General features: G+C 49.3%; 16 protein-coding genes, 2 pseudogenes and 1 CRISPR repeat array (1 of these 19 running past the window's edge). Of the genes and pseudogenes, 9 read left to right on the top strand and 9 right to left on the bottom strand.

Going from position 1 to position 25,040, the window contains the following annotated elements; all coding sequences use genetic code 11:
* Positions 1-58 precede the first annotated feature (58 nt).
* Together YC6258_RS16005 and YC6258_RS16010 are read left to right on the top strand one after the other, a co-directional pair.
* Entirely contained in the window at positions 59-8,863 is an 8,805-nt protein-coding gene (locus tag YC6258_RS16005) for a GH36-type glycosyl hydrolase domain-containing protein (RefSeq protein ID WP_044617860.1), read from the top strand.
* On the top strand, positions 8,860-9,510 hold the full coding sequence (locus tag YC6258_RS16010) for a histidine phosphatase family protein (RefSeq protein ID WP_044617861.1): 651 nt from the start codon (positions 8,860-8,862) through the stop codon (positions 9,508-9,510). The genes YC6258_RS16005 and YC6258_RS16010 overlap by 4 nt, the downstream gene beginning before the upstream one ends.
* Before the next feature lie 33 nt (positions 9,511-9,543).
* Here YC6258_RS16010 and YC6258_RS16015 read toward each other — a convergent pair whose 3' ends face one another.
* On the bottom strand, positions 9,544-10,269 hold the full coding sequence (locus YC6258_RS16015; protein ID WP_044617862.1) for a Crp/Fnr family transcriptional regulator: 726 nt from the start codon (positions 10,267-10,269) through the stop codon (positions 9,544-9,546).
* 346 nt (positions 10,270-10,615) lie between these two features.
* Here YC6258_RS16015 and YC6258_RS16020 point away from each other — a divergent pair, with 346 nt between their 5' ends.
* The gene (locus YC6258_RS16020; RefSeq protein ID WP_044617863.1) at positions 10,616-10,804 is read left to right on the top strand and encodes a hypothetical protein; all 189 of its coding nucleotides are present in this window, start codon (positions 10,616-10,618) and stop codon (positions 10,802-10,804) included.
* 59 nt (positions 10,805-10,863) lie between these two features.
* Here the strand turns inward: YC6258_RS16020 and YC6258_RS16025 are convergent, their stop codons facing one another.
* Positions 10,864-13,014, bottom strand: coding sequence for an FAD-dependent oxidoreductase (locus tag YC6258_RS16025; RefSeq protein WP_044617864.1), 2,151 nt, complete (start codon positions 13,012-13,014; stop codon positions 10,864-10,866).
* A gap of 390 nt (positions 13,015-13,404) precedes the next feature.
* On the opposite strand from YC6258_RS16025, the gene YC6258_RS27435 reads away from it, so the two are divergent.
* Together YC6258_RS27435 and YC6258_RS16035 are read left to right on the top strand one after the other, a co-directional pair.
* On the top strand, positions 13,405-14,130 hold the full coding sequence (locus tag YC6258_RS27435; protein ID WP_052830338.1) for a 4'-phosphopantetheinyl transferase family protein: 726 nt from the start codon (positions 13,405-13,407) through the stop codon (positions 14,128-14,130).
* Positions 14,130-14,894, top strand: coding sequence for a metallophosphoesterase (locus YC6258_RS16035; RefSeq protein ID WP_044617865.1), 765 nt, complete (start codon positions 14,130-14,132; stop codon positions 14,892-14,894). The genes YC6258_RS27435 and YC6258_RS16035 overlap by 1 nt, the downstream gene beginning before the upstream one ends.
* Before the next feature lie 569 nt (positions 14,895-15,463).
* Here YC6258_RS16035 and YC6258_RS16045 read toward each other — a convergent pair.
* Together YC6258_RS16045 and YC6258_RS16050 are read right to left on the bottom strand one after the other, a co-directional pair.
* Positions 15,464-17,371, bottom strand: coding sequence for an FAD-dependent monooxygenase (locus YC6258_RS16045; RefSeq protein ID WP_044617867.1), 1,908 nt, complete (start codon positions 17,369-17,371; stop codon positions 15,464-15,466).
* 10 nt (positions 17,372-17,381) lie between these two features.
* Positions 17,382-18,839, bottom strand: coding sequence for a carotenoid oxygenase family protein (locus YC6258_RS16050; RefSeq protein ID WP_044617868.1), 1,458 nt, complete (start codon positions 18,837-18,839; stop codon positions 17,382-17,384).
* Positions 18,840-19,006: 167 nt separating this feature from the next.
* Here YC6258_RS16050 and YC6258_RS16055 point away from each other — a divergent pair, with 167 nt between their 5' ends.
* On the top strand, positions 19,007-19,987 hold the full coding sequence (locus YC6258_RS16055; RefSeq protein WP_044617869.1) for a helix-turn-helix domain-containing protein: 981 nt from the start codon (positions 19,007-19,009) through the stop codon (positions 19,985-19,987).
* A 32-nt stretch (positions 19,988-20,019) separates the two neighbouring features.
* On the opposite strand, the pseudogene YC6258_RS30975 reads toward YC6258_RS16055, so the two are convergent.
* Positions 20,020-20,426 (bottom strand): annotated as a pseudogene (locus YC6258_RS30975) (helix-turn-helix domain-containing protein); the annotation flags it as partial.
* Between the two features lie 263 nt (positions 20,427-20,689).
* Here YC6258_RS30975 and YC6258_RS31395 point away from each other — a divergent pair.
* The 3 genes and pseudogenes from YC6258_RS31395 to YC6258_RS31245 all read left to right on the top strand — a co-directional run.
* A complete protein-coding gene (locus YC6258_RS31395) occupies positions 20,690-20,800 on the top strand; it encodes a GH36-type glycosyl hydrolase domain-containing protein (protein WP_425402641.1) in 111 nt (36 codons plus the stop codon).
* Between the two features lie 28 nt (positions 20,801-20,828).
* Entirely contained in the window at positions 20,829-20,975 is a 147-nt protein-coding gene (locus YC6258_RS31195; RefSeq protein ID WP_425402642.1) for a GH36-type glycosyl hydrolase domain-containing protein, read from the top strand.
* Positions 20,976-21,294: 319 nt separating this feature from the next.
* Positions 21,295-21,597 (top strand): annotated as a pseudogene (locus YC6258_RS31245) (Crp/Fnr family transcriptional regulator); the annotation flags it as partial.
* On the opposite strand, the gene YC6258_RS31250 reads toward YC6258_RS31245, so the two are convergent.
* The 4 genes from YC6258_RS31250 to YC6258_RS16080 form a co-directional block, all read right to left on the bottom strand.
* Positions 21,481-22,287: a BON domain-containing protein gene (locus tag YC6258_RS31250; protein WP_342670659.1), complete on the bottom strand. Its 807-nt coding sequence runs from the start codon at positions 22,285-22,287 to the stop codon at positions 21,481-21,483. The pseudogene YC6258_RS31245 and the gene YC6258_RS31250 sit on opposite strands and share 117 nt — an antisense overlap.
* Before the next feature lie 110 nt (positions 22,288-22,397).
* Positions 22,398-22,664 carry a hypothetical protein gene (locus tag YC6258_RS16070; RefSeq protein ID WP_044617871.1) on the bottom strand — a complete coding sequence of 89 codons (267 nt, stop codon included), beginning with the start codon at positions 22,662-22,664 and terminating at the stop codon, positions 22,398-22,400.
* A complete protein-coding gene (locus YC6258_RS16075; protein WP_052830340.1) occupies positions 22,664-23,068 on the bottom strand; it encodes a phage holin family protein in 405 nt (134 codons plus the stop codon). The genes YC6258_RS16070 and YC6258_RS16075 overlap by 1 nt, the downstream gene beginning before the upstream one ends.
* Positions 23,069-23,091: 23 nt before the next feature.
* A complete protein-coding gene (locus YC6258_RS16080) occupies positions 23,092-23,457 on the bottom strand; it encodes an ElaB/YgaM/YqjD family protein (RefSeq protein WP_052830341.1) in 366 nt (121 codons plus the stop codon).
* Positions 23,458-24,057: 600 nt separating this feature from the next.
* A CRISPR array of direct repeats spans positions 24,058-25,040; the repeat unit is 28 nt; unit sequence TTTCTAAGCTGCCTGTGCGGCAGTGAAC (it continues 246 nt past the right edge of the window).

Genomic DNA, 25,040 nt, shown 5'->3' on the forward strand with positions numbered 1-25,040 from the left:
CCAGGCCGACAGCACGGGAACAACGATCTGTGCTGCTCCACAACTCAATCATGAGGGAATGACCATAACTATAATACCCAGGATTTTATTGCACACTGCCCGCGCCTGGTTAAGGCCCGCCAGTGTTGCAGATCAGGCACCGCTAAGGGCTGAGTTGTTCAGTGCAGACCAGATGGAACAGCATGGCAAGGCGCTGGCACAGACACACAGTACCCGCACATTCTGCAAACGGGATCTGTTGCTGAAGCGACTCGCTGCCAACGAACAGGTATTGACAGCGACCTGCAGGTTATTGATGACGATCATCAAGGATCATCAGCGCATAGCGCCGGCAGGGGAGTGGTTGCTGGACAATTTCTATTTGATCGAAGAACAAATCCGCACCGCACGTCACCATCTGCCGAAAGGTTACAGTCGAGAACTGCCGCGATTGGAACAGGGTGTGTCACAGGGGTTACCACGGGTGTATGACATTGCGCTCAATGCCATTTCCCATGGTGACGGTCGGGTTGATGCCGAAATACTGAATCGTTTTGTTGCGGCGTACCAAACGGTCACTCCGCTCACCCTGGGAGAGCTGTGGGCCATACCGATTATGTTACGGCTGGCATTAATCGAAAACCTGCGTCGTGTCAGCGTCCACATTGCGGATGCACGTTTGTATCTGAACCAGGCCCAGGTGTGGGCCAGCCAGATGATGGAAGTCGCTGAACGCGATCCCAAAAACCTGATCCTGATCATCGCTGACATGGCACGTTCCAATCCACCAATGGTCAGTCCGTTTGTGGCAGAACTTGCACGCCGCCTACAGGGCCATGGGCCAGCGCTGGCTCTGCCATTGACCTGGATCGAACAACGGCTGGCCGAGTCCAGTCTCACGATCGAACAAATGGTACAGAGTGAGAATCAGCAGCAAGCGGCAGATCAGGTCTCCATCAGTAACTCCATCGCCAGCCTGCGTTGGCTGGGGGCAATGGACTGGCGAGAGTTTGTCGAAAACAGCAGTTGCGTCGAACAACTGTTGCGGCAAGACAGTAGCGGGGATTACGGCAGCATGGATTTCGCCACGCGGGACCGCTACCGCCAGGTCATCGATGGACTCGCCAAACGCACTTCGTTTTCCGAGGCCGAGATCACTCATATCGTCATCACACTGGCGCTTGAGGGGGCCAGGCAACATGGTCGAGATGCACCTGCAGCCCACGTCGGTTTTTATCTGATCGATCGTGGACGACCACAGTTGGATGACGCATTGACGGCACCGGGTCCTTTGGCATCGCTACGACGCGTGCGAGGTATACGGATGCCGATCGTCTGGTATCTGGGTTCCATTACCTTACTCACCATTGTATTCACGACTTTGCTATTGATATTGGCACACACTGCCAGCGTTGAGGGCTGGCGACTGTCAGCCCTGGGCGTATTGGCTGCACTGGCATCCAGTCAATTGGCATCGATGCTGGTCAATTGGATTGCCACGTTAGTGGTAGAGCCTCAGCGACTGCCGCGCATGGACTATACCAGAGGGCTACCCCAGGAGATGCGCACACTGGTCGTGATTCCCACACTTCTGCGCAGTACCCGCGACACCGAGTGTCTGCTGGAAGCACTGGAAGTACGATTTCTCGGTAACCGCGATGCCCATATACATTTCGCCTTGCTGACAGATTTTCGTGATGCGTCGGAAGACCACAATTATGGAGACGACGTGTTATTGCAGCAGGCACGCATCGGTATTGAAAAATTGAATGCAAAATACCGGAATCCGCACACGGCCATCAGCAAGGTGGATTATTTCTTTCTGTTCCATCGTCCGCGCAGCTGGAATTCGCAGGAGCGGATGTGGATGGGGTACGAACGAAAGCGCGGTAAGCTGGCGGATCTGAACGCGTTGTTGCGCGGCCGTGGGCAAAAATGTTTCAGTCTGATCGTCGGTCAGATCGATACTCTGTCGACCGTGAAATATGTAATTACCCTGGATACCGACACCCAGTTACCACGAGATTCGGCGCGCCAGTTCGTTGCTACTATGGCACACCCACTTAACCGGCCCCATTTCGATGGCAAAAAACGGCGAATCAGTAGCGGTTATGGCATCTTGCAGCCACGTATGGCCGCCAGTCTGGCAGGTACAAACCGTTCCCGCTATGCCCGATTGTGTGGTGAGGAGCCCGGCATTGATCCTTACACCCGTTCGGTGTCGGACGTCTATCAGGACTTGTTTGGCGAGGGGTCTTTTATCGGCAAGGGCATCTATGATGTGGATGCCTTTGATCAGGTCTTAAAAAATCAATTGCCGGAAAATCGCATTCTCAGCCACGATTTGCTGGAAGGCTGTTACGCTCGTTCGGGTCTGCTCAGTGACGTGCAGTTATATGAGGAATATCCGGTACGTTACGATACCGACATGTGCCGGCGTGAGCGCTGGATCCGGGGTGACTGGCAAATTGCCCGTTGGCTGTTGCCATGGGTGCCCGGACCCGAAGGCCGCACGGTCAGAAATCCACTTTCGGCGCTCTCACGCTGGAAAATTTTTGACAATCTGCGCCGTAGCGTGGAGCCGCTGGCGCTGCTGATGCTCATACTCACAGGCTGGTGGATAATGCCGGATACCGGTGCCTGGACCCTTGCTGCAGTGGCCATTTTATTGTTGCCGCCAGTACTGGCCGGGCTGTTGGCCGGTGGATCCAAACCCAAGGGGATGCAGTGGAAGCATCACTTGAGCTCCACTCTGGACAGTACTGGCCACGGTTTGGGTCAGGCGGTATTTCGACTGGCCTGTCTGCCTCACGAAGCGGTATTCAATCTGGCTGCCATTCTGCGCAGCACAGGACGCATGCTATTCAGTCATCACGGCCTGCTGGAATGGTCCACCTCCACCGTTGCTGAACAGCAAAACCGTTACGGAACCGGTGTTGCGGGGGCTGTCTGCACTTTGTGGGCAGCTCCAGTGCTGGCAGCCGTCAACGTGGCTGGACTAATGCTGCTGAGACCTGACGTACTGATTCCGTTGCCGCTTCTGGTGCTGTGGTTTGCTGCTCCCGGATTAGCCTGGTGGTTGAGTCTGCCACAGTCGGATCGTGAGGTAACCCTGAATGCCGAACAGACCCGTTTTTTACAGCGCATTGCCCGTAAATCCTGGGCCTATTTCGATCACTTCGCCGGTGCCGATGATCATTGGCTGGTGCCGGACAATGTCCAGGAACACCCCGGTCCGGTGGTTGCACATCGCACATCACCCACCAACATTGGGCTGTCGCTGCTGGCCAATGTGACCGCCTGTGATTTTGGTTTCATTCCAGCAGGGGTACTACTGCAACGTACCGCCGACTGCTTTCTCACGCTCGACCAGCTGAAACGGCATTGGGGTCATTTCTACAACTGGTACGACACTGAGACTCTATTGCCTCTGCATCCTCACTACATCTCCTCAGTAGACAGTGGCAATCTGGCCGGACATTTACTCACCCTGAGGGTTGCTTTGCAGGATCTGCCGGAACAGAAAATCCTGCATCCACGTTTTTTGAGCGGGCTGGCCACCACTCTGGATATAGTAGAGCAGGGTATTGAGGCTGATATTGACAGGAAAATGGTGCTGGCATCTGAATCAGAGGCGGTGCTCAAGCAGCTGCACACAATATTGGATGCAGCCTGCGCTCATCCACCTGCCAATATTACCAGCGCCATTCAGCAGCTGGAGTCCCTGATCCGCGGTACCGATGAATTGGCCGCCTGTCTCGCAACCGGGACCGAGGCCCGTACCTGGGCCGATGACCTGCAAAAGCAATGTTGTTGTACGTTGCATGATTTGAATTTACTCGCACCCTGGCTGACCATGCCTGAGGCTCCCGCCAGTCTGTCGATGTTCGTCGAAGATGCAGACATTCCTGCTTTGGGTGAACTGGCAAAACGCAGCATGGCACAATTGGCAACCATCGATATCCGTCTGCAGACCCCCATGACTTCAGAGGAAAGTGTCTGGCTGAACCTGCTGCGTCAACTGACTGAGACAGGTAACGGGCACCTGACCCGGCGAATCTCACAAACGGCTCAACTGGCGCAGCAAGCGGTTGGGTTTGCGGCCATGGAATATGATTTTCTGTACGACAACACACGACACCTGCTCGCCGTCGGTTATAACATCGATGAGTTGCGCCGTGATGCCGGTTTCTATGATCTGCTCGCATCGGAAGCTCGGTTGTGCAGTTTCGTTGCCATAGCCCAGGGGCAGGTACCGCAGGAAAACTGGTTTGCCCTGGGTCGTCTGTTGACTACAGCGGGTGGCGATCCGGTCCTGGTATCCTGGAGTGGCTCAATGTTTGAGTACCTGATGCCGATGTTGGTGATGCCCAGCTATGCAGGCACATTGCTGGACCAGACCTGTCGCGCTGCAGTGGCGCGGCAAATTGCCTACGGCCAACAGCGTTCAGTACCCTGGGGAGTGTCGGAGTCCGGATACAATAGCGTTGATGCCGGCCTCAATTACCAGTATCACGCCTTTGGTGTGCCAGGGCTCGGTCTCAAGCGCGGCATGGCAGAAGATCTGGTTATCGCTCCGTACGCATCGGCTCTGGCGCTGATGGTGGCTCCGGAAGCCGCCTGTGCCAATCTGCAACGATTGGCGGCCAATGGCGTGGAAGGTTGTTACGGAATGTATGAAGCCGTCGATTACACCCCCGCGCGTTTGACTCGCAACCAGACCAGTGTGGTGGTGCGTTCCTTCATGGCCCACCATCAGGGTATGAGTCTGCTGGCCCTGGCTTTTCGGTTGCTGGATCGACCCATGCAGCGTCGTTTTGAATCCGATCCATTGTGCCGGTCGGCACTGTTGTTATTGCAGGAAAAAATCCCGAAAGCGACCATTTTTCAACCACTCATTGATGAGAACGCAGAAGCCGGTGCGCTGTTCGAAGCCGCAGAGAATTCGGTATTTGCTGCGGTCGGGCCTGATACCCAGACACCGGAAGTGCAACTGCTGTCGAATGGTCAATATCACGTGATGCTCACTAACGCAGGCGGAGGATACAGTCGCTGCAGGGATCTGGCAGTTACCCGCTGGCGCGAAGATACTACCTGCGATAACTGGGGCACGTTCATTTATTTGCGCGACACCGGCAGTGGGGAATTCTGGTCAGCCACACATCAACCCACACTCAAAGGTGCGCAATCGTACAGTGCGTTGTTCTCTGAAGGGCGTGCCGAATATCGCCGCCGTGATCAGGACATAGAAACCCATTCTGAAATCGTGGTATCGCCGGAAGACGATATCGAGCTGCGCCGGATACGTATCACCAACCGTTCATCTGACCTGCGGTCGCTGGATGTGACCAGTTATGCAGAAGTCGTGCTGGCCCCAGTGGCTGCCGACATGATGCAGCCGTCATTCAGCAATCTGTTTGTGCAGACGGAGATCCTGCCGGGGGCCAACGCCATCATTTGTACCCGACGGCCTCGTTCCATCGATGACAAAGCCCCCTACATGTTTCAGCTGCTGGCGGTGCATGGCAATGACGAAGATTTTGACATTGGCAGGATTTCCGCTGATACCGACCGTATTTGCTTTATCGGTCGAGGCCGCACTCTGGTTGCACCAGAAGCACTGAGCAAAACCGGCGAATTGTCTGGTAACCAGGGTTCGGTATTGGATCCCATCGTTGCCATCCGCTGTCCGTTCAGCCTGGTTGCAGAAAAAACCATCACCCTGGATCTGGTTACGGGCGTGGCAGACAGTCGTGAAGCCTGTCTGGCTCTGATCGGCAAATATCAGGACCGCCATCTGACTGACCGCGTGCTGGATCTGGCCTGGACCCACAGCGGTGTTATTCTGCGCCAGATCAATGCCAGCGAAAGCGATGCCGGTTTGTATCGCCACCTGGCCAGCTCCATCCTCTACGCCAATGCGGCGTTGCGGTCTGACTCTGCGGTATTGATGCAGAACCGCCGCAACCAGTCCGGCCTGTGGGGATATGCCATCTCCGGTGATCTGCCCATCGTTTTGCTGAAAATCGCCAGCGGCGATCATATTGAGCTGGCCCGACAGCTGATCCAATGCCATGCCTACTGGCGCCTGAAAGGATTGATGGTGGATCTGGTTATCTGGAATGAGGATCACGTTGGCTATCGCCAGCGCCTGCAGGACCAGATCATGGGACTGATTGCCACTGGCATTGAAGCTCATGCCATCGACCGGCCTGGCGGCATCTTCGTTCGCTCTGCCGAACAGATTTCCAGTGAAGACCGCATTTTGTTACAGGCCGTTGCACGGGCCATCCTGTCCGATAATCGGGGAACACTGGAAGAACAGGTAAACCGGCGTCAGCTGGTGGAACGTCGGGTGCCGGCACTGGCCACTACCCGTACCCTGCGCTATAAGTCTGCCGATTCGTCCGGCAAGCCAAGAAAAGACTTGTTGTTGGGTAATGGCGTGGGGGGATTCAGTGCCGATGGCCGTGAATATATTATAACCACCAGTCAGGATCACCAGACCCCCTTGCCCTGGGTGAATGTACTGGCCAATCCACATTTTGGTACCGTGGTGGCGGAAAGCGGACTGGCCTACACCTGGAGTGAGAATGCCCACGAATACCGCCTGACCCCCTGGAGCGAGGACGCTGTTGGTGCTTCAGGCGGCGAAGCTCTGTACCTGCGCGATGAGGATACTGGCTATTACTGGTCACCCTCGCCACAGCCGAGTCGGGGAGCCACGCCTTATGTCAGCCGTCACGGTTTTGGCTACAGTATTTTTGAACACACGGAAAATGGCATTCATACCGAACTCTGTGTCTACGTGGATTTGCACGAAAGTGTGAAATATTCGGTTCTGAAGGTCCGTAATCTGTCGGGCCGGCCACGGCGCTTGTCTGCTACCGGTTTTGTGGAGTGGGTACTGGGTGATCTGCGGTCGAAATCCGCGCTCCATGTGGTCACTGAAATCGACGCCGGCAGTGGAGCCCTGTTTGCCCGCAATGCCTACAGTACTGAATTTGGCAGTCGAGTGGCCTTCTGGGATGTGGATGATCTGTCGCGCACACTCACTGGCGACCGCACAGAGTTTCTTGGCCGCAACGGTACCTTGCGTCGGCCAGAAGCCATGAAACGGGCGCATTTGTCCGGTCGATTGGGCGCAGCGCTTGACCCCTGCGGCGCGATCCAGGTGCCGTTCGAACTGATGGATGGCCAGGTACGCGACATCATTTTTCGGTTGGGATCCGGACAGGACCTGCCACAAACCCGTGCACTGGCCCAACGTCTTCGAAGATCCGGTACCGCTCGGGCAGCCTTGAAGCAGGTACAGCAGTACTGGCAACGCACATTGGGTGCGGTACAGGTGGATACTCCCGACGTAGCTCTCAATCTGCTTGCCAACGGCTGGTTGGTTTACCAGACCATGGCTTGCCGTTTCTGGGCCCGAAGTGGTTTTTATCAATCTGGTGGCGCTTTCGGTTTTCGTGATCAGTTACAGGATGCGATGGCGCTGATGCACGCGCAACCGGAGCTGTTGCGTCAACATCTATTGCAATGTGCCAGCCGACAGTATTCCCAAGGCGATGTCCAGCACTGGTGGCATCCACCTCTGGGACGAGGTGTGCGGACCCGCTGCTCTGATGATTATCTGTGGTTACCACTGGCCGCCTGCCGCTATGTGCTGGGTACCGGTGATACCGGCGTACTGGACGAAATGGTTGGGTTCATCGATGGCCGTCCATTGAATGATGATGAAGAGTCTTACTACGACCTGCCGGTCGTCAGCAATGAAACCGCCAGCCTGTATCAGCATTGTGTGCGTGCCATTCAACACGGTCTGAACTTTGGTGACAAAGGGCTACCATTGATGGGCTCCGGCGACTGGAACGACGGCATGAATCTGGTAGGTATTCACGGTCGGGGGGAAAGCGTGTGGCTGGGTTTCCTGTTGTATCAGGTGCTACAGGGATTCGCTGAAGTAGCTGACGGGCGTGACGACCCGGAATTTGCCGGTCGCTGCCACTCCGAAGCCAAAAAACTGCGTGCCAACCTGGCACAACATGCCTGGGACGGCAGCTGGTATCGCCGCGCCTGGTTTGATGACGGCACGCCATTGGGTTCTGCGGTCAATCCCGAATGCAGTATCGATTCCATTGCCCAGAGCTGGTCGGTGTTGTCGGGCGCGGGTGACGACAAGCGTTGTCGTGTAGCGATGGACGCACTGGATCAACATCTGGTGCGGCGTGATCACAAACTGATTCAGTTGCTCGACCCACCCTTTGATACATCGGACATGAATCCCGGTTATATAAAAGGTTATGTACCAGGCGTGAGAGAGAACGGTGGTCAATACACTCATGCTGCTATCTGGGCAGCGATGGCGTTTGCCGCCCTGGGTGACAGCCGTGCCTGGGAACTGTTGCACCTGATCAACCCCATTAATCATGGTCAGACTCCCCAGGATGTGGCGATTTACAAAGTAGAGCCCTATGTGGTGGCTGCCGATGTGTATGGCGTTTCACCTCACACCGGACGAGGAGGCTGGACCTGGTACACGGGTTCGTCCGGCTGGTTGTATCGTCTGATTCTGGAATCTCTGCTTGGACTGACACGGAAGTCCGACAATTTATACATTCAACCCTGTCTGCCGGAACACTGGACAACCTATTCAATCCACTATCGTTTCGGTAGCACAGTCTATGAAATTGTGGTCACACAAACGGTTGCTGACAGTACCGGCATTAACATTACTCTGGATGGTGTGAGACTGGCGCAACCCTGTATTCCTTTGACGGATGACCAACAGCCGCATCAGGTGAAAGTCTTCCTGCAACGTGTCGGGCCCGCCCGGCATCAGACACATACTGACATGACAAAGACCACGAGGAAGACCTCATGAACCTCACCAGCCTTGTTTCACCACTGCGTATTTATCTGATCCGTCACGCGGAGACCGATTGGACATTGAGTCGCCGTTACACCGGACATACAGAGATTGCACTCACGGCAAACGGCGAAGTGGAAGCACAGAAATTAGGACATCGTTTGCGCGATACTCCATTTACCCATGTGTTTACCAGCCCGCGTCTGCGAGCGCGGCAAACCTGCCGACTCGCGCAATTGGGCAATCGAGCCGATATCGACCCGGATCTGGATGAATGGAATTATGGCGATTATGAAGGATTGCGCTCGGTGGATATCCGACACCAGCGACCGGAGTGGAATCTGTTTCAGAATGGCTGTCCGCAGGGCGAGACGCCTGAACAGGTTAGTGAGCGCGCTGACCGGCTTATTGATCGGCTAGGGAGTTATCATGGCAATGTGGTGGTGTTTTCCCACGGTCACTTTGGCAGCACAGTCGCGGTTCGCTGGATCGGGTTGCCAATAGCGACCGCAGAGCACTTCCCGTTGGCCACGGCATCCATCAGCATACTTGCGTTCAATCCTCAGCACCTCGAAACACCTGTGATTGCATTGTGGAATGCCATATTACCCCGGCAAATGAGTCCGCCGGTCAATTTGGCGGATACCGCTTTGCGTTTGTAGCGGCAGCCTCCGCAAGAACAAGGCAAACTGATCTCAGGTTGATAATCCCGGTGATAGGCGATCAGTTTCTTTTTTGACAACGGCATAGCATTCACAACTGAGTTGTTCGAGATGGGAGCGGTTCAATACCGTAATCTGGCCACGGTTGTAATTGATGATGCCCAGCCTGTGTAGTTTGCCCGCCGCTTCAGTAACGCCTTCACGACGCACGCCCAGCATGTTGGCGATCAGCTCCTGCGTCATGTTCAATTGATTACCGGGCAAGCGATCCAGGGACAGTAGTAACCAACGGCACAACTGCTGAAGGATGGTGTGGTGTCGATTACAAACGGCCGTCTGAGCCATTTGCGTGATCAGACATTGTGTATACCGAAGCAGTAACAGCAGAAGGTCACCGTGCATATTGAATTCGTTTTTCAGGTGTTGTCTCGATAATCGGTATGCCTGACCAGCACTTTGCACAACCGCGCGATTGAGAGAGCTGTCACTGCCCATGAACAATGCGACACCAATGATTCCTTCGTTACCCACTACGGAAATTTCGGCGGATGCACCGTTTTCCAGTACATACAACAGTGACACGATACTCGTGATGGGAAAATACACATAATGTTGCGCATCACCGGATTCATACAACACCTTACCCAACGTCAGATTGACCAGTTCAAGGTGCGGAAAAATGCGTTGGCGGATATCGGGAGACAGGGCCATTAGTAATTGATTTTGATCCGGAGAGGGTGGTTCGGTGGGCATAGCCATGCAGACCTCCATGTGATGAGCCGAATTTGACTGGGGTATGTAGAGTGCGGGTCGTCCATGCTACGCCTATTTATGCACAAATAGTATGTCATCCACTAAAAGCACTATTCAGAGTGCGCTACCGCACCGACACGCCCAGTGATGCCGTGCAGACTAACGTCGCAGATGTTTTTTATATGGTTCAGTACACCGTTATTGCACAGTAAATCCGAGTACCGAAACATCCATTTACGGTTTTACCGAAGTCGATGGCAGACATATTTTCAACTCAAGCTCATTTCAGTATGTAGATGCTGATGCTTCACCTCAGGGGCAATCAGCAGCAACACCTCACAGGAGCATTCCCATGAAATACAACATCAAAGATCAATTAAAAACCATGTTTGATAAGATCAAAAGCAAATTAAAGGATCTTACTGACAGTCTCTTTGGCAAGTCTGATAAGGACGAGAACCCTGGGTCAAAAGGGCCGGTAGCCCCGTCAAAAAGGCCGGTAGCCCCTTCCCCACAAGTGGAGAAAGTGGCAGAGAAGTAGTCTGATGCCTCTGATCAGGAGAATCCATGGACTTGCCGGAACGATGGAGCTGAGCTGGATCATCCTCTTCTCCAGGCATGATATTTTTCCAGCCATGCCAGTACCCGTTGTGGCGCGTGCGCTCGTTTCCACTCCCCAGCGGCGTATTTGTTAGCTTCTGCCCAAGTAGGGTAGGTGTGTATTGTGCCCAGAATCTTGTTTAACCCGAGGCCGTGTTTCATGGCGAGCACGAATTCTGCCATCAAATCCCCGCTGTGTTCACCGATCATGGTGACCCCGAGAATCTGGTCTTTGCCGGGTTTTGTGAGTACTTTGACAAATCCCCGGGCAGCTCCGTCGGCAATAGCTCTGTCAAGATCATCCAGATTATAACGGGTGACTTCGTAGGCGATTCCTTTTGCCTTGGCGTCCTGTTCGTTAAGTCCCACCCGGGCAATTTCCGGATCGGTAAACGTTGTCCAGGGAATGACCCGATAATCGACTTTGAATTTTTTAAAGTGTCCAAACAGCGCATTGACCGCTGCATACCAGGCCTGATGAGAAGCGGTGTGGGTAAATTGATATGGCCCGGCCACATCACCTGCAGCAAATATGTTCGGGTACAGGGTTTCGAGATAATCGTTGGTGATGATAGCGCGGTCAGTTTCGATGCCCAGTGCTTCAAGGCCGTAACCCTCCAGCCTTGCCACCCGGCCAACAGCGCAAATCAAAGAATCAAACTCAATTGCCTGTTCTTTGCCATCATGCTCCACAATCAGGCGTTTGCAATCTGCTGTTTTCTCGCAACGAAGAGCCTGGTACCCGGTCAGTAATGTTACTCCGTCATTCTGTAAACTTGTTGCGGCCAATTCCGAAACCTCTTCATCTTCGCGCACTAATATCCTGGGGGCCATTTCCACCTGAGTGACAGTCGACCCTAAACGCGCGAAACTCTGAGCCAGCTCGCAACCTATCGGGCCGCCCCCCAATACCACCAGGCGGGGAGGGGGAATATCAAGTTGTGCAAACTGTTCCCAGAGAGTGTCGCTGGTGACATAACCGACATCCTCAATCCCGGGCAACGGCGGCACAAACGGACGCGCGCCGGTAGCCAATACAATGGCCCGACTGGTAAGACGCTGGCTTTCACCATCGTTACGAGCAATCTCCACAGTCCAGGGATCAATCAAGCGGGCATATCCCTGAATCACATCCACCCCAAGGCCTTCGTACCGCTCGATACTGTCGTGAGGTTCGATAGTACGAATCACCTCTTGAATTCGCTGCATGACGTGGCGAAAAGAAAATCGTGGTTCGACGCTTTCAAGTCCATAATGTTGTGCATGCCGCATTTGCTGCGCCAGCTTCGCGCTTCTGATCAGCGCCTTACTGGGTACACACCCGTAATTAAGACAGTCGCCTCCCATTTTATGGGCTTCAATCAGAGTGACTTTCGCTTTTACCGCAGCGGCAATATAGGCGCTTACCAGACCGCCGGCACCGGCACCAATCACAATCAGATTGCGGTCAAACTGTCTGGGCTTCCGATAACCGGCATATACCCGGCGAGCCTTGATAACATTCAGTATTTTTTTGGCGACCAACGGAAATAATCCCAGCACAGCAAACGATATCAGCAGCGATGCAGACAGGATGTCTGACAAGCCTTCCAGTTGAGCGAGCTGAGTGCCTGCATTCACATATACCAGTGTGCCGGCCAGCATGCCGACCTGACTGATCCAATAAAACGTCACAGCACGAATCGGCGTCAGTCCCATCAACAGGTTAATCAAAAAGAACGGAAAAACCGGTACCAGCCTCAAAGTAAACAAATAAAAGGCTCCATCTTTCTGGATACCTTCGTTGATGAGCTGCAAACGATGACCAAAGCGCTTTTGTATCGCCTCTTTGAGCAGATACCGGGACGCCAGAAAGGCCAGGGTGGCCCCTATCGTACTGGCGAACGACACAATCACCGTTCCCCAGAACAGACCAAATAAAGCTCCGGCCGCCAACGTCATGATCACTGCGCCCGGCAGAGACAAAGCCGTGATCAGCACATAAAACAACAGAAACACACCCGCCACCAGGATCGGTTGTTCGACCTGCCAGACCTTAAACTGTGATAATCCGGATTTTAAAGCTTCCAAAGTCAGCAGTTGGTTGAGATCGAAATAGAAAAAGCTGACGACAACCATCGCGATGGCCATCAATAGGAGTGGTCTTTTCATGCATGTGTCCCAAGTGCTGATTCAAGCCGCATATTTTTAACATCTGTTAATAATTTACCTGCTCAATAACCATATGGCAGGTTGTGAGCCGGTTTTACGCTGGTGAGGGTTGGAAATCCAGGTTTCTATTCACTGTGCCATACATTCTGGCACGAAATCCTGAAAACTGGTGCCGGGTCTGGTGGTCGAGTGTTTTGATTTCTCACACATTTCATAGTGTCATTATTTGAGACATGATTCGATTCGGAAAGTTCCACTGCAGTTGCGATCACCTGACGAATACTATAAAAACGGGTCAGGTTTCATTAGGGTATCCTTTACGCCCGGGGTCACCGTCATATATTCATCATCTATCATGCGGGGCCTGTTGGGCTCACGCCAGGTTTTACTATGAACAGCTTTTATGTTAACTCAGCCCAGGTATCATGGTTTGACAACGATCTCCTCTCAATCTTCCAGACGAGCTTCGATGCCACTGCCTATGACGATGGACTGATTACGGAACTGAATCCTGATTACCATGCATTTATTCAGAAAGCGGTCACGAAGCGAAAATCGGAATTTGTTGCCGGTCGTTTTTGTGCACTTAAATCTCTGCAAAAATGGGGGATAGGGGACGCGTTTATCCCGGTGGGAGAGAAGCGCAGTCCTGTCTGGCCATCGGGGATCATTGGTTCTATCAGTCATTGCCAGTCCTACGCAATGGCAGTGACAACACAATCCCGATATTCAAAGGCGGTGGGTATTGATGTTGAAGATATGGTCGAACCAGAAATGGCGGATAAACTGCAGGACACCATTATCAATCCTGATGAGCTTGTTCTGCAGGCGGGTATTGAACCACCGAATGTTGTCTTTACACTGATCTTTTCAATGAAAGAAAGCTTCTTCAAAGCCGTATATCCGCATGTTGGTTATTATTTTGATTTTTCAGCCATATCTCTGCAAACCATTGACTGGCACATGGGCAGGGCTGAATTCAAAATCAATCAGAATCTCAGTGACACATTCAAAACCGGTGACCGGCTATCCGGACAATTCAAAATGCTTGAGGATAAAAAAATCGTAACCTTGATCCACATTAAAAATAATCCATCAGAATACCGGGAGCCTTAATGCGGATTTTTGCACTATCTGACATTCATCTTGACTATGAAGAAAACAGACACTGGCTGGCGGATTTGTCCGACACTACATATCAGGCAGACATGCTGATACTGGCGGGAGATATCTCCGATAATCTGGAACTGGTTGAATGGTGTTTTGTCACGTTAAAACGCAAATTTTTAAAAGTTTTCTTTGTTCCGGGAAATCACGAACTGTGGGTCATTCGTAACAAAGGCATGAACTCTCTGGAAAAATTTGATGCGCTGGTGCAATTGGCCAGAAGCAATTCAATTAGTATTGATGCTTACCATCATGGTGGTTTATCCATTGTTCCGTTTTTTGGCTGGTACGATTACTCCTTCGGGTTCCCCAATGAAGAGCTGCTACAGAGCTGGGTGGACTTTAATGCCTGCCGATGGCCAGAGGGGATGAACGCAAGCGGAATAACCAACTACTTCTTACAGTTTAATCGTGAAGCCACCGCCGTCAGCAACGATGTGGTCATTTCTTTTTCACACTTTCTGCCACGAATAGATGTTATGCCTGCGCAGATACCACAGCGATTTCGATATATTTATCCGGTACTGGGAAGCAGCCTGCTGGACAAACAGATTCGAAAAATCCGGAGTAACCGGCACATTCATCTCTATGGCCATAGTCATGTAAATCGTAAAGTGACCATAGACAACATTGAATATATGAACAATGCTTTTGGTTATCCCTCAGAGGGTTCTATCACCAGAAAACAATTGATCTGTATTTATAGTGTTTGATCATGCAGGCGGAGAGTATAAAAACACCGGATTTTTCTTTGTGGGGCATCCAGTTATCCCGTTCGATTAGCTCTGAAATTCGTATGAATATTGTTTTCATGCAAACAATGATGGGTATGAAAACCCTTTTCAATATCAGGTCGAACATGGATAAACCTGTGCTCAGATTTATTGCGGCCCAGATACAATAAAAATCTTTAGCCCAGCTCATACTGGAATTCAGTAAGGGGGCCTCTGAAAAATAGGAATAGTTTTGATGCAGGCTAGCAAGCACCACTCGCAACACCACAGTTTACTGGCGTAAATGAGGATGTGAGAGGGTGCCGACTTCGGATGGAGCTGACAACGTCCTGCGCGAAAATAGGCCATTTTTCAGAGGTTCCTAAATTCATTTTACTCTCCCGTTTTAGCTTATAGGAGCGAGTAAAATTATTCTGCAATAGCTAAGGCTTGATGTTGTTTTTATAATTATTCTCTCTCGCCATTTTCAGACAGTTAAACCGTTTTAAATAAATAAAACGATTAATGGGGATTCGCGTATGTGAATGGTCTTCTGTTGATTCGATCCTCTAATGTTGTTCTACAAAAATGTTCGACATGAAGTGGCTGAGTTCTTCAGTAGCATTAAATGGGAGAACATGACTGACATATTGATCCGGGCGCACGAGGACGAGACATCCTTCCTTAAGATCAATCCCCCTTTGTAGATATATGTTGGTGTCTTCATTTTCCCCAAAACAAAAGACTTTTTCATAATCCCTGAGTTCAAATTTGCCTTTTCTCGGGAAGAGAAACTCATGAATATCAGCCAGATTTATGTCCCGAAAATGATAGGGAATGATGGCCCTGACATCCAAAACAGAGTCCATTTCCTGAGTCTTGGGCGTATATCGAACAACAGGTGAGTTTGGATCGGATTTGAGAAATTCACAAAGACCATTTAAAGCGTTTAACGATTCTGCAACGGTTTGTTTTTGTGGCGAAAATGCAAATAAGCGCCATCTTCCATCGGCTTCAATGACATGCCCCAAATGCATCGGTTTTGCATCTGAAAATCTCACAATGGGAGAAGAATGAAACCGCTTGCCAACCGAATAACCCGTAGCCAAATCCTGATATTTCGATGATCCGGTTAATATTGATGGTGTATATTGTGTTGCTGTGCCTGCGGTATAGTGACCACTCCGGGTAAAATAAATTTGAACATCTTCAGCACTGACGGATTGATCGCCTTTGGATACCTGATGCAAAAGCGTTGTCCATTCTCTATCGAAGTTTATGAGATCTCTGGCAATGGAATGGCGTTCACTGTTATAGGTGCGCAGTAAAGTTTCAGGAGACTTTCCAAGAAGAACTGCAGCCAGTTTCCATCCAAGGTTAAAGGCATCTTGCATCGAGACGTTCATTCCCTGACCCGCCTTGGGACTATGGGTATGACCGGCATCACCGGCAATAAAAATCTTCGGTATTGCGGTTTCGTTATCTGAAAACGAGAGGTCGTCAAATCGATCCGTCATACGTTGACCAATTTCGTATACTGACCACCAGGCCACATGACGAACATCCAGTGAATAAGGATAGAATACCTTGTTTGCTGCATTGATTAAGTCTTGAGAATCAAAGGTTCGAGTCCTGACTCGTTCTCCTTCGCCTAATTTGTCCATTTCGACATAAACCCGAAACAGGTAACCGCCCTCTCTGGGAATGAGAACAACCGTACCATCTCCCGGGGAACTGATAATTGCCTTCATGCGATTATCAGGAAAGTCTGTTACGGCCAGAATATCCATAACGCCCCAGGCCTGGTTGGTCGAGTCCCCTTTTAACTCCAGATTCAATTCTTTACGAACGGCGCTCCGAGCGCCGTCTGTGCCAACCAGATATTTGGTGCGAATAATCTCTTTTCTGATTTCGCCATTCTTGTCTTTGTATTCCAGCTCGGCGATCACAGGAAATTCATTTTCATCGGTTTTGATAGAAACCAGGGTCCTGTCATAATAGGGTTCACTTCTGTTTGGTGAATTCCTCATGACATCAAGAAAAAGTTCCTGAACACGAGCCTGATTTAGAATGACATGGGGAAATTCTGAAAGCCCTTCTTCTGTATCTTTCACCCGTCCGGAGCGATAAATACCTTTTGAGGTCTCTTCATGCGTCCGCCAAAAATTAAGCTCGTTTACCCAGCATGCCTCACGAAGCACTTTATGAGAAAATCCAAAGGCATTGAACATTTCAATCGTTCTGCAGGCTATACCATCGGCGTGGCCTCGTTCCAGAGGGCCGGATCTTTGTTCAATGATACAGGTGCGTATGTCCGAAAATGCAGATAGTTGAGCGGCCAATGTCAGTCCGGCCGGACCACATCCTATAATCAAGACATCTGTTTCTTTCGGTAAAGCGCTATTATGGGCCAGACCTTTGGCAGCCAGTTTTATATCGGGATCACCTGATCTGTAATCTTCAATATGGTATTGCATATAAAAACCCTTATTGGTTCAAGCCATTAATCCAGTTACCGTGCAACCCTTGTCGCATTCTGAAAGGGCATTTAATGGTTGCAATGGGACCATTGGATAAATTCGCTGTATCCAATAGAACCAAGTCAGAACTATTGGTTTTAAGTCTGTTTACCACGAGTAGAATATAACCATCGCCTTCAGGCGCATCGTCAGACCGGAGAATAAAAACAGGTTCCTGGAGACTATCTGTTGGGCCGGGACTCCAGTAAGTTAGGGATTTATTTTCCATGTCAACCTTACAAAGCATGTTAAAAAAGAAAGGATGGGGAGGGCCCATCTGATCAAAATCCCAAAGAGATACATCAGTCGCGATAGGGTAGGCATAGCGGTACGGTTTTCCTAAAAACCGATCATCAACTTTATAGAATTCCACGCTTAAATCTGTGAAGACATCGGTTACTGTAGCTTTATCATCATGACTGGAAAGATCAAATTCAACACGTTGTAATGGCGCGTGAACTTCATCCGGAGAAGGGGCTCGACCATGTTTATCCGGCCACCATGAAAAAACATTGTCATCACCAAGCGAGAGGTCGCAATAAATTTTACCATCCTTCTCAAAGGTGTTTTGAACATGTCCCGGAAATCCGTTAGGGAGTCGAAACCAACGAGCATCTGAGCCATCACCATCTCTTTTCACTACGCCAAACAAAATGTCCCGTTCGTAATTCCACTGAAAAATGGCGCCGCCAGCTTCCCCATTGGATTGATTGTGGTCTGTGGGAATAACAGGGAATATCAGATAATTATCAGTAAAACAAAAATCATGAATGAAGGGGATCAACGGCGCCTCAAACCAGATTTCTTTAACCTTTTCACCCTTGTCGTTGAATTCATAAAAGGCGATGTCTTTAGATTGTTCACCTTTTGCGCGATACGAATAGGTCAGGAAATTATTGGTTTCAGGATCCACTTTGGGATGCGCTGTAAAGGTTCGTGCCGTAAATTGACCATCAAGATCATCAACCCCCAGAGTCTCCAATGTAACAGGATCCATTGCATAGGGCAGGTTGTCTTCTTTTAATGCCAACAGCTTATTCTGGAACTGAACTACATTGGTGTTGGCTGTGCTGTAGACAGTTTCCTGTGAAACACTTGCGTCATTGGTGTATGGGTTTCGATAAAGGCCAAACAATGATCTTTTTGCATTGCGTTGAAGTTTTACCCTGTCTGTCTCAACATAACGTTGAACCAGGTCAACATGACCATTGCTGAATTGGAAGGACGACACAACGCCATCACCATTGAAAAAAATATCATTTCCCAACATAGGAGGATAAAGAGGGTCTGGCTGAACACGAACAAATGCACCGTTTATCTCTGCGGGGATTGTGCCCTGAACTTCCAGGTTTATTACCTTGCCTTCAATGCGCACTGGCGCAAGAGGACCTTTAAAGTTAGGAGTATCTGGGAATATGGAATTCATAATTAAGCTCTTGTAAATAAATATTGTTATTGTTAATGCAACGTCGATCTAGCATAGGCTTGACTTAAATCAATTAATTGTACTAACTGGCATCAGTTTTTGACTTATATGGAAATTATTCATCGTCAGGGAAACTCGATTTTGGCCTAAAAAAACAAGAAAGCTTTATGTCTGAAGAAAAAGAAAACACACACAAAACAGGGTATGCTCTGGACTTAGAGGCCCTTCCATCCCAACAGGAACGCTCTAAAGCATGGACTCAGTGGGTTCTTGCTACCTTTCCTGGACTGATTGTCTCAAAGATGACAGGTGATAAGACAAACGCATTGGTCAGATTAGCCAAAGTAGGGGCTATCCGACTGCATTCCATTATCCAGACCAGCCAGATTATGATGAATAAACCCGATGCCATTACCCCGTCAGAACAGACGGTTGGATTTATCATTCAAAAAAGTGGGCATAGCGAAATCGAATTAAACAATCGTCATATTCAATTAAGAAAAGGAACAATGGGTATTCTTGACGGAGGGTATGAGTTTACTTTGGAGTCCATTGGAACGTCTCATACTCATGTTTTTACCATGCCAAGGGGAATGGCTCTGGCAAAGCTGCCTGGGCTACTTGAAAGTCCTGTCAGTGTTATTCAGGCGGATGAGCCTCTTCTCGATTATATAAGCTTTATTATCGAACATTCCTTTGAGCACCAGAGCCTACTTTCCAATAAGCAGACAACAGTATGGGCTTCTGCACTTATGTCGCTACTTGAAGGTGTCAATATCCCCAGTTCTCCTGATGCCATGCAAGTTCATTGGCGCGTTAAGCGTGGGTTATCTGAAATAAACACAAAAGCTCACGATGAAAATTTGACTGCAGAGGATATTGCTATTGAACAAAACATTAGCCGGCGTAGATTGGATAAGCTCTTTCTCGAAGAAATTGGCTCAACAATCTCCTTTCAAATTTCAGAGAAGAGATTAACCGCAGCCGCAGCCGCGTTATGTGATCCCGGTAACCTAAAGAAAAATATTACTACTATTGCATACGATTGCGGATACAAGGACGGCGCGCATTTCTCAAGGGCATTTAAGTTGAAATTTGGTATTTCCCCGAAAGCATGGCGAAGACAAACATTAAATGAACAGAAGTAGAAAACGATGACCACAACCGAGCTGTGCTGTATGGGAAGAAGTTTTTCTACCGAATTCCGTTCTGCGGTGATCGGTGTCTTGGTGGTATGCAGCTTGGCAAAGGCCAGGTTGCCAATGTAAAACGTGTCCTGTGAGCCAGGATACTCTGGATGGGCGGTCTCGATTTCACCACTGACTTCATCATTCTGTTGCTTGCGTTCCAGTGCCGCCACTTGGTTATCGGTCAGAATAATGATGCCATCTGCGGCCACTTTTGCTTCCAGCGCGTTTGCGCAGGTTGGGGACACGTCGATTCTGGGGATCAAGGCCCAACACCGCCTTGATCCGCCAGTTCCTGATGTCGATAAAATGTATCTCGCGACACACCCATGAGCTGACAAGCTCTGGATACACTGCCTAATTCTTGGGAAATCCTAAACAAAGCCGAAATATCATCCATAGACACCGCTAAATATTCTTTAATATCAATTAGATACGACAGATCCGTTTTCCCGAAAAATGAAGGAAATTTAATGCCATTCCACCTACTGGCTGTCGGCTTTGCACAAACATCGCGTAGAACTCGAGTGCGACCATGTTCAAATAAGTCACAATCATCAAGCAAGTAACTAACCCTAAATCCATAGCGATTGAAACTGCCCACATCTCATCCTGCAAGAGTAGGGCATTGCCTTGTTGATCACACCGGCTTTCGATAAAAGTGTGCTTGATCCCAGCTATATCAAAGCCTACCCGCCGGGTCTGCAGGAGAACGGAGGGCAATATACCCACGCCGTAATTTGGTCGATAAGCGCCTTGGCAAAAATTGGGTAGAGCAGACCAGGCGACACATTTATTTTCGATGATTAACCCGATTAATCACGCGCGTAAAGGAGCATATGTGTTGCGCTACAAAGTTGAGCCCTATGTTATGGTAGCCGATGTGTATTCCGTGACGCCCCACATCGGTCGGGGAGGTTGGACCTGGTACACCGGTGCCGCGGGGTGAATGTACAGAGCAGGAATCGAAAGCATTTTAGGTTTACAGCGTGAAGGGAATTTCTTGCGAATTACGCCCTGTACTCCTGCAGACTGGCCGGGCTTTTCCATGACCGTAAAGAGAGGAGCCAATATGACATTCAGGTACTGCGCAAGGATATTGACCAGGATTTGAAAGCCTTTATAAATGGAATAGACGCCAAATATTTCCTATAGGACATTTTATTTAAATTAATCTTGCGTGCTTTGTTCGGTGTCGAACACACTGGTTTACTATTGTCTAGTAACATGTTTTGTTAAAAGCTCATTTTTAAAGCCAAAGGAAACACATGCTTTCAACTTCAAATAGCAGTCAAAGCCCCGGCCAAAACCATCTGCTGGCCGCCTTGCCTGACGATGTTTTGGATCGCCTGGTTCCTGGTCTCGAATATGTGCATCTGCCACTGGGAAAGGTTATGTATGAATCAGGTGATACATTACGCTATGCCTACTTCCCTACGGATAGCATCGTTTCCTTACTTTACGTGATGGAAAGCGGGGCGTCGGCTGAAATTTCCGTTGTAGGAAATGAAGGCATCATCGGAACTCCCTTGTTCATGGGGGGAGAAAGTACACCCAGCCGCGCGATTGTGCAAAGCGAAGGCAATGCTTATCGTCTGCCAAGACACCTTTTTAAGGCAGAATTCAGCCGTCATAGCGAGATGCTGATATTGCTGTTGCGTTACACCCAGGCACTTATCACTCAGATGGCCCAAACTGCTGTTTGCAACCATGCCTGGTTTGCTTTCTACCTTTATCTCAATTTGATTATCCACAGCCAAAACGCCGTGCGTATTTTTTGCTATGCGGCCTGCAAGTTCTTTAGCGGCGCCGTTTTCTGCTGTTCCTTGAAGAATCACCCGACCAGACTTAGTATCGACATTAGTAGACAAACCACTGGTGTTCTTGCCCCACAACAATTTCGATTTTACCGCCGCGGTAATCGATGCGTCGTCTATAACCTGACCGAAACTACGTTCTTTTAAATCAGTTTTAGTAGATGGTTTGTAGTCAGGCTTTACAAGGATTTTGTTATCAACGTCTATAATGCCTTTTACGCCCAAGGCCATTTGCTCGGCCAGATCCTTGTTGACATCGTCTTCGACGGTTCCCGTTAGTACAGCTTTTCCTTTGTTTACTGAAACTTCTAATTCGTTAGCACGTAAGTAGGGGCTCAATGCATAAGTGGTCCAAATTTGGGCCTCCTGCCTAGCATCTATTACCTCTTGTGTTGGCTTATCCTTTGCACCTGCGCCGACACTTAATGTAGCTAGAGCCAGCAGAAGGGTTAAAGTAGAAAGTGTTTTTTTGTCTTTGTGTCCATAAAATTATTCCTTAAAAAATGAGCAATTAAAAAAATCTAGTGACTGCTACGTTTTACAACTTAAATAAATTATCTACCCTTGATGTGTTCAACACGGCTATTGCGCTCTAATTTGCGCTTCATAAACGACAGAAATGAAAAACCAACTGAAAAAATACGGGAAATACTTATTCCAACTGCCACTTTATTTTGCGTAATCAAGCGCATAGTTAAACTCCGTGGAAATTTTGTTTCACCATTAACTAACACACGCTCAATAACTCGACGGTTTTGTTGCAGCCGCCGACAAAGTAATTTTCGTTGGTCCTTAACGTTGTTGGTGATCAATGCTTTCATTATAATTTGCTTTTTATCATTGAAAAATCGGCGGCGAGTTCTTCACGTGTGTTTGAGAAAAATCCCTCTGGTGCTTTCACTAACCTGGAAAATATTTTCCAGGAAAAGTACACACCTAGCCCGTACATACAGCAAAGTATTAATATCGATTCTGTACGGTATTGGGTGTCCCAACTGAGTGCAACCACTAGAAATCCTAAGAAGAATATTAGACAGATAAGACAAGCAAAGCCGAACAGGTAAATAATAAATAATCGCGACAGTCGCTTTTTCTCTTCTTCCCATTCCAGCTTGATTAACCGTTGGTGCAGGTTTGCTTGTGCCAGAATTGCCTGACTTGATGACCGAAATAATCGTAGAATATTCAAAATATTAATAGAGAGTGCCTCACTTTCTGTTTTCATAGAATAGACCCTCAACTATTTTCCTAATTACGACGTGCGAGCAAATAGCCCATTAAAAATCCGACTAGGGCACCACCACCTATTACCTGCCAGGGCTGGTCGTGTACGTAACTATTGGTAATGCGTGCGGTTTTACTCGCCCGATGAGCCATTTTGCTGCCGACGTCCTCAGCCGACACTTTCGCAGCAGCTATACGCTCACTTAGTTCAGCTTTAGCCTTCGACAATTCCTCCCCTGTAAGTATGTTAGTTGCTTTTACGAGATCTTCGATATCTGCGAGAAGCTTGTTTAGTTCGTTTGATACGATACTTCCAGCACCTGATGATTTATTTCTATCTATGTTTTTCCCGTTTCCGGAATTTTCTGTACTGTTAGATTGAGTAGTCATATCTAAGTTCCTTTATTTGGAATCCGTTGACGTGATTTGTTCGGTTTTAAATTCTTCGAACACCTGACTGTCACTATAAAACATAAACATCGGCAACTTCGGTGCGTTGGCAAACAAAGGACTGGATAAACTTACTAATGGGGCAGAAATAATCAGTACCATTTTTCCTGGCTCAAGATAGCGAGAGAGAAAGGAGTGGAAGCCTTGGCTCCTAAAACACGTTCAGGACGACATAGGGAGTTATCTGAGCCAGAAGAGTCCGAGGTCAAACGATGGACTGTCAGGGGAGACCCCCGACAATATGGTTTCGATTTCGGTTTGTGGACACGCCAGATTGTATCGGACCTGAAGAGGTCAATGCGTGGAAAGAGCGGTTCAGAGCAGGGGAGCGCAATTGCACAGAATGCAGAGTCATTGTACAACCTTGCACAGGTCGTATTCCCAAAAACAGCAAAACCTTTATGGAATCTGGCCTGACGACTGGTTTAAAAAATGGCACAACAGGTAGTTAGAAAACCTTAAAAGCGACCAGAATCAGCGTGGATACTGTATTGCACACATAAAAAAAGGGAGGCCATTTGCCTCCCTTTGATTTTCGATTTTCTAAGCTGCCTGTGCGGCAGTGAACTCTCAAGCTGACGCTGCACAAGCACTTCGTGCTTTCTAAGCTGCCTGTGCGGCAGTGAACTCGACATTCTAAAACACGCTGTAGTGTGTTCGTTTCTAAGCTGCCTGTGCGGCAGTGAACAGTTACATCATCAATGCACTTGTTGCGGCGGTTTTCTAAGCTGCCTGTGCGGCAGTGAACAAACAACGCATCGAACAGATGAAGCTGGAAGCTTTCTAAGCTGCCTGTGCGGCAGTGAACATATTTGATGAGTTAGGAATAGGGTTTGACTTTTTCTAAGCTGCCTGTGCGGCAGTGAACGACATACCGGTGGCCATGAAGGCCATTTTTTTTTCTAAGCTGCCTGTGCGGCAGTGAACTACACCGGGCCAGGTGTGGACATGAATGCACCTTTCTAAGCTGCCTGTGCGGCAGTGAACCTTATCAGAATGATACTATGCAAAATTTAACTTTTCTAAGCTGCCTGTGCGGCAGTGAACTGATGTCATTAAATCTGTTACCAAAATATTTTTTTCTAAGCTGCCTGTGCGGCAGTGAACGTGAGAAGACTCAGAGTAAAGCGATTCTGGGTTTTCTAAGCTGCCTGTGCGGCAGTGAACTGAAATGCGCAGCCTCTACCCAAATCATGTATTTTCTAAGCTGCCTGTGCGGCAGTGAACAACGTGATTCCCAGCGCTTTAAATAACCATGATTTTCTAAGCTGCCTGTGCGGCAGTGAACTTGAATCGGGGCTTGCGGTGCGTCTCGATAATTTTCTAAGCTGCCTGTGCGGCAGTGAACCGCTCCAGCGTGGGCATGTGAGCTCACACTTATTTCTAAGCTGCCTGTGCGGCAGTGAACCCCCGGTTCCAGCAGCAACACGCTGAGTCCTTTTTCTAAGCTGCCTGTGCGGCAGTGAACGGTTATAAGCCAAATTGCGAAGGCCCTCAAAATTTCTAAGCTGCCTGTGCGGCAG

Source organism: Gynuella sunshinyii YC6258, from assembly GCF_000940805.1.
GTDB classification, from domain to species: domain Bacteria; phylum Pseudomonadota; class Gammaproteobacteria; order Pseudomonadales; family Natronospirillaceae; genus Gynuella; species Gynuella sunshinyii.

Coding starts and splice junctions, on each gene's coding strand:
- YC6258_RS16025 (WP_044617864.1), bottom strand. CDS start 13,014: ATGAAAAGACCACTCCTATTGATGGCCATCGCGATGGTTGTCGTCAGC.
- YC6258_RS16035 (WP_044617865.1), top strand. CDS start 14,130: ATGCGGATTTTTGCACTATCTGACATTCATCTTGACTATGAAGAAAAC.
- YC6258_RS27435 (WP_052830338.1), top strand. CDS start 13,405: ATGAACAGCTTTTATGTTAACTCAGCCCAGGTATCATGGTTTGACAAC.
- YC6258_RS16050 (WP_044617868.1), bottom strand. CDS start 18,839: ATGAATTCCATATTCCCAGATACTCCTAACTTTAAAGGTCCTCTTGCG.
- YC6258_RS16075 (WP_052830340.1), bottom strand. CDS start 23,068: ATGAAAACAGAAAGTGAGGCACTCTCTATTAATATTTTGAATATTCTA.
- YC6258_RS16080 (WP_052830341.1), bottom strand. CDS start 23,457: ATGACTACTCAATCTAACAGTACAGAAAATTCCGGAAACGGGAAAAAC.
- YC6258_RS16055 (WP_044617869.1), top strand. CDS start 19,007: ATGTCTGAAGAAAAAGAAAACACACACAAAACAGGGTATGCTCTGGAC.
- YC6258_RS16070 (WP_044617871.1), bottom strand. CDS start 22,664: ATGAAAGCATTGATCACCAACAACGTTAAGGACCAACGAAAATTACTT.
- YC6258_RS16010 (WP_044617861.1), top strand. CDS start 8,860: ATGAACCTCACCAGCCTTGTTTCACCACTGCGTATTTATCTGATCCGT.
- YC6258_RS16020 (WP_044617863.1), top strand. CDS start 10,616: ATGAAATACAACATCAAAGATCAATTAAAAACCATGTTTGATAAGATC.
- YC6258_RS31195 (WP_425402642.1), top strand. CDS start 20,829: ATGATTAACCCGATTAATCACGCGCGTAAAGGAGCATATGTGTTGCGC.
- YC6258_RS16015 (WP_044617862.1), bottom strand. CDS start 10,269: ATGGCTATGCCCACCGAACCACCCTCTCCGGATCAAAATCAATTACTA.
- YC6258_RS16005 (WP_044617860.1), top strand. CDS start 59: ATGACCATAACTATAATACCCAGGATTTTATTGCACACTGCCCGCGCC.
- YC6258_RS16045 (WP_044617867.1), bottom strand. CDS start 17,371: ATGCAATACCATATTGAAGATTACAGATCAGGTGATCCCGATATAAAA.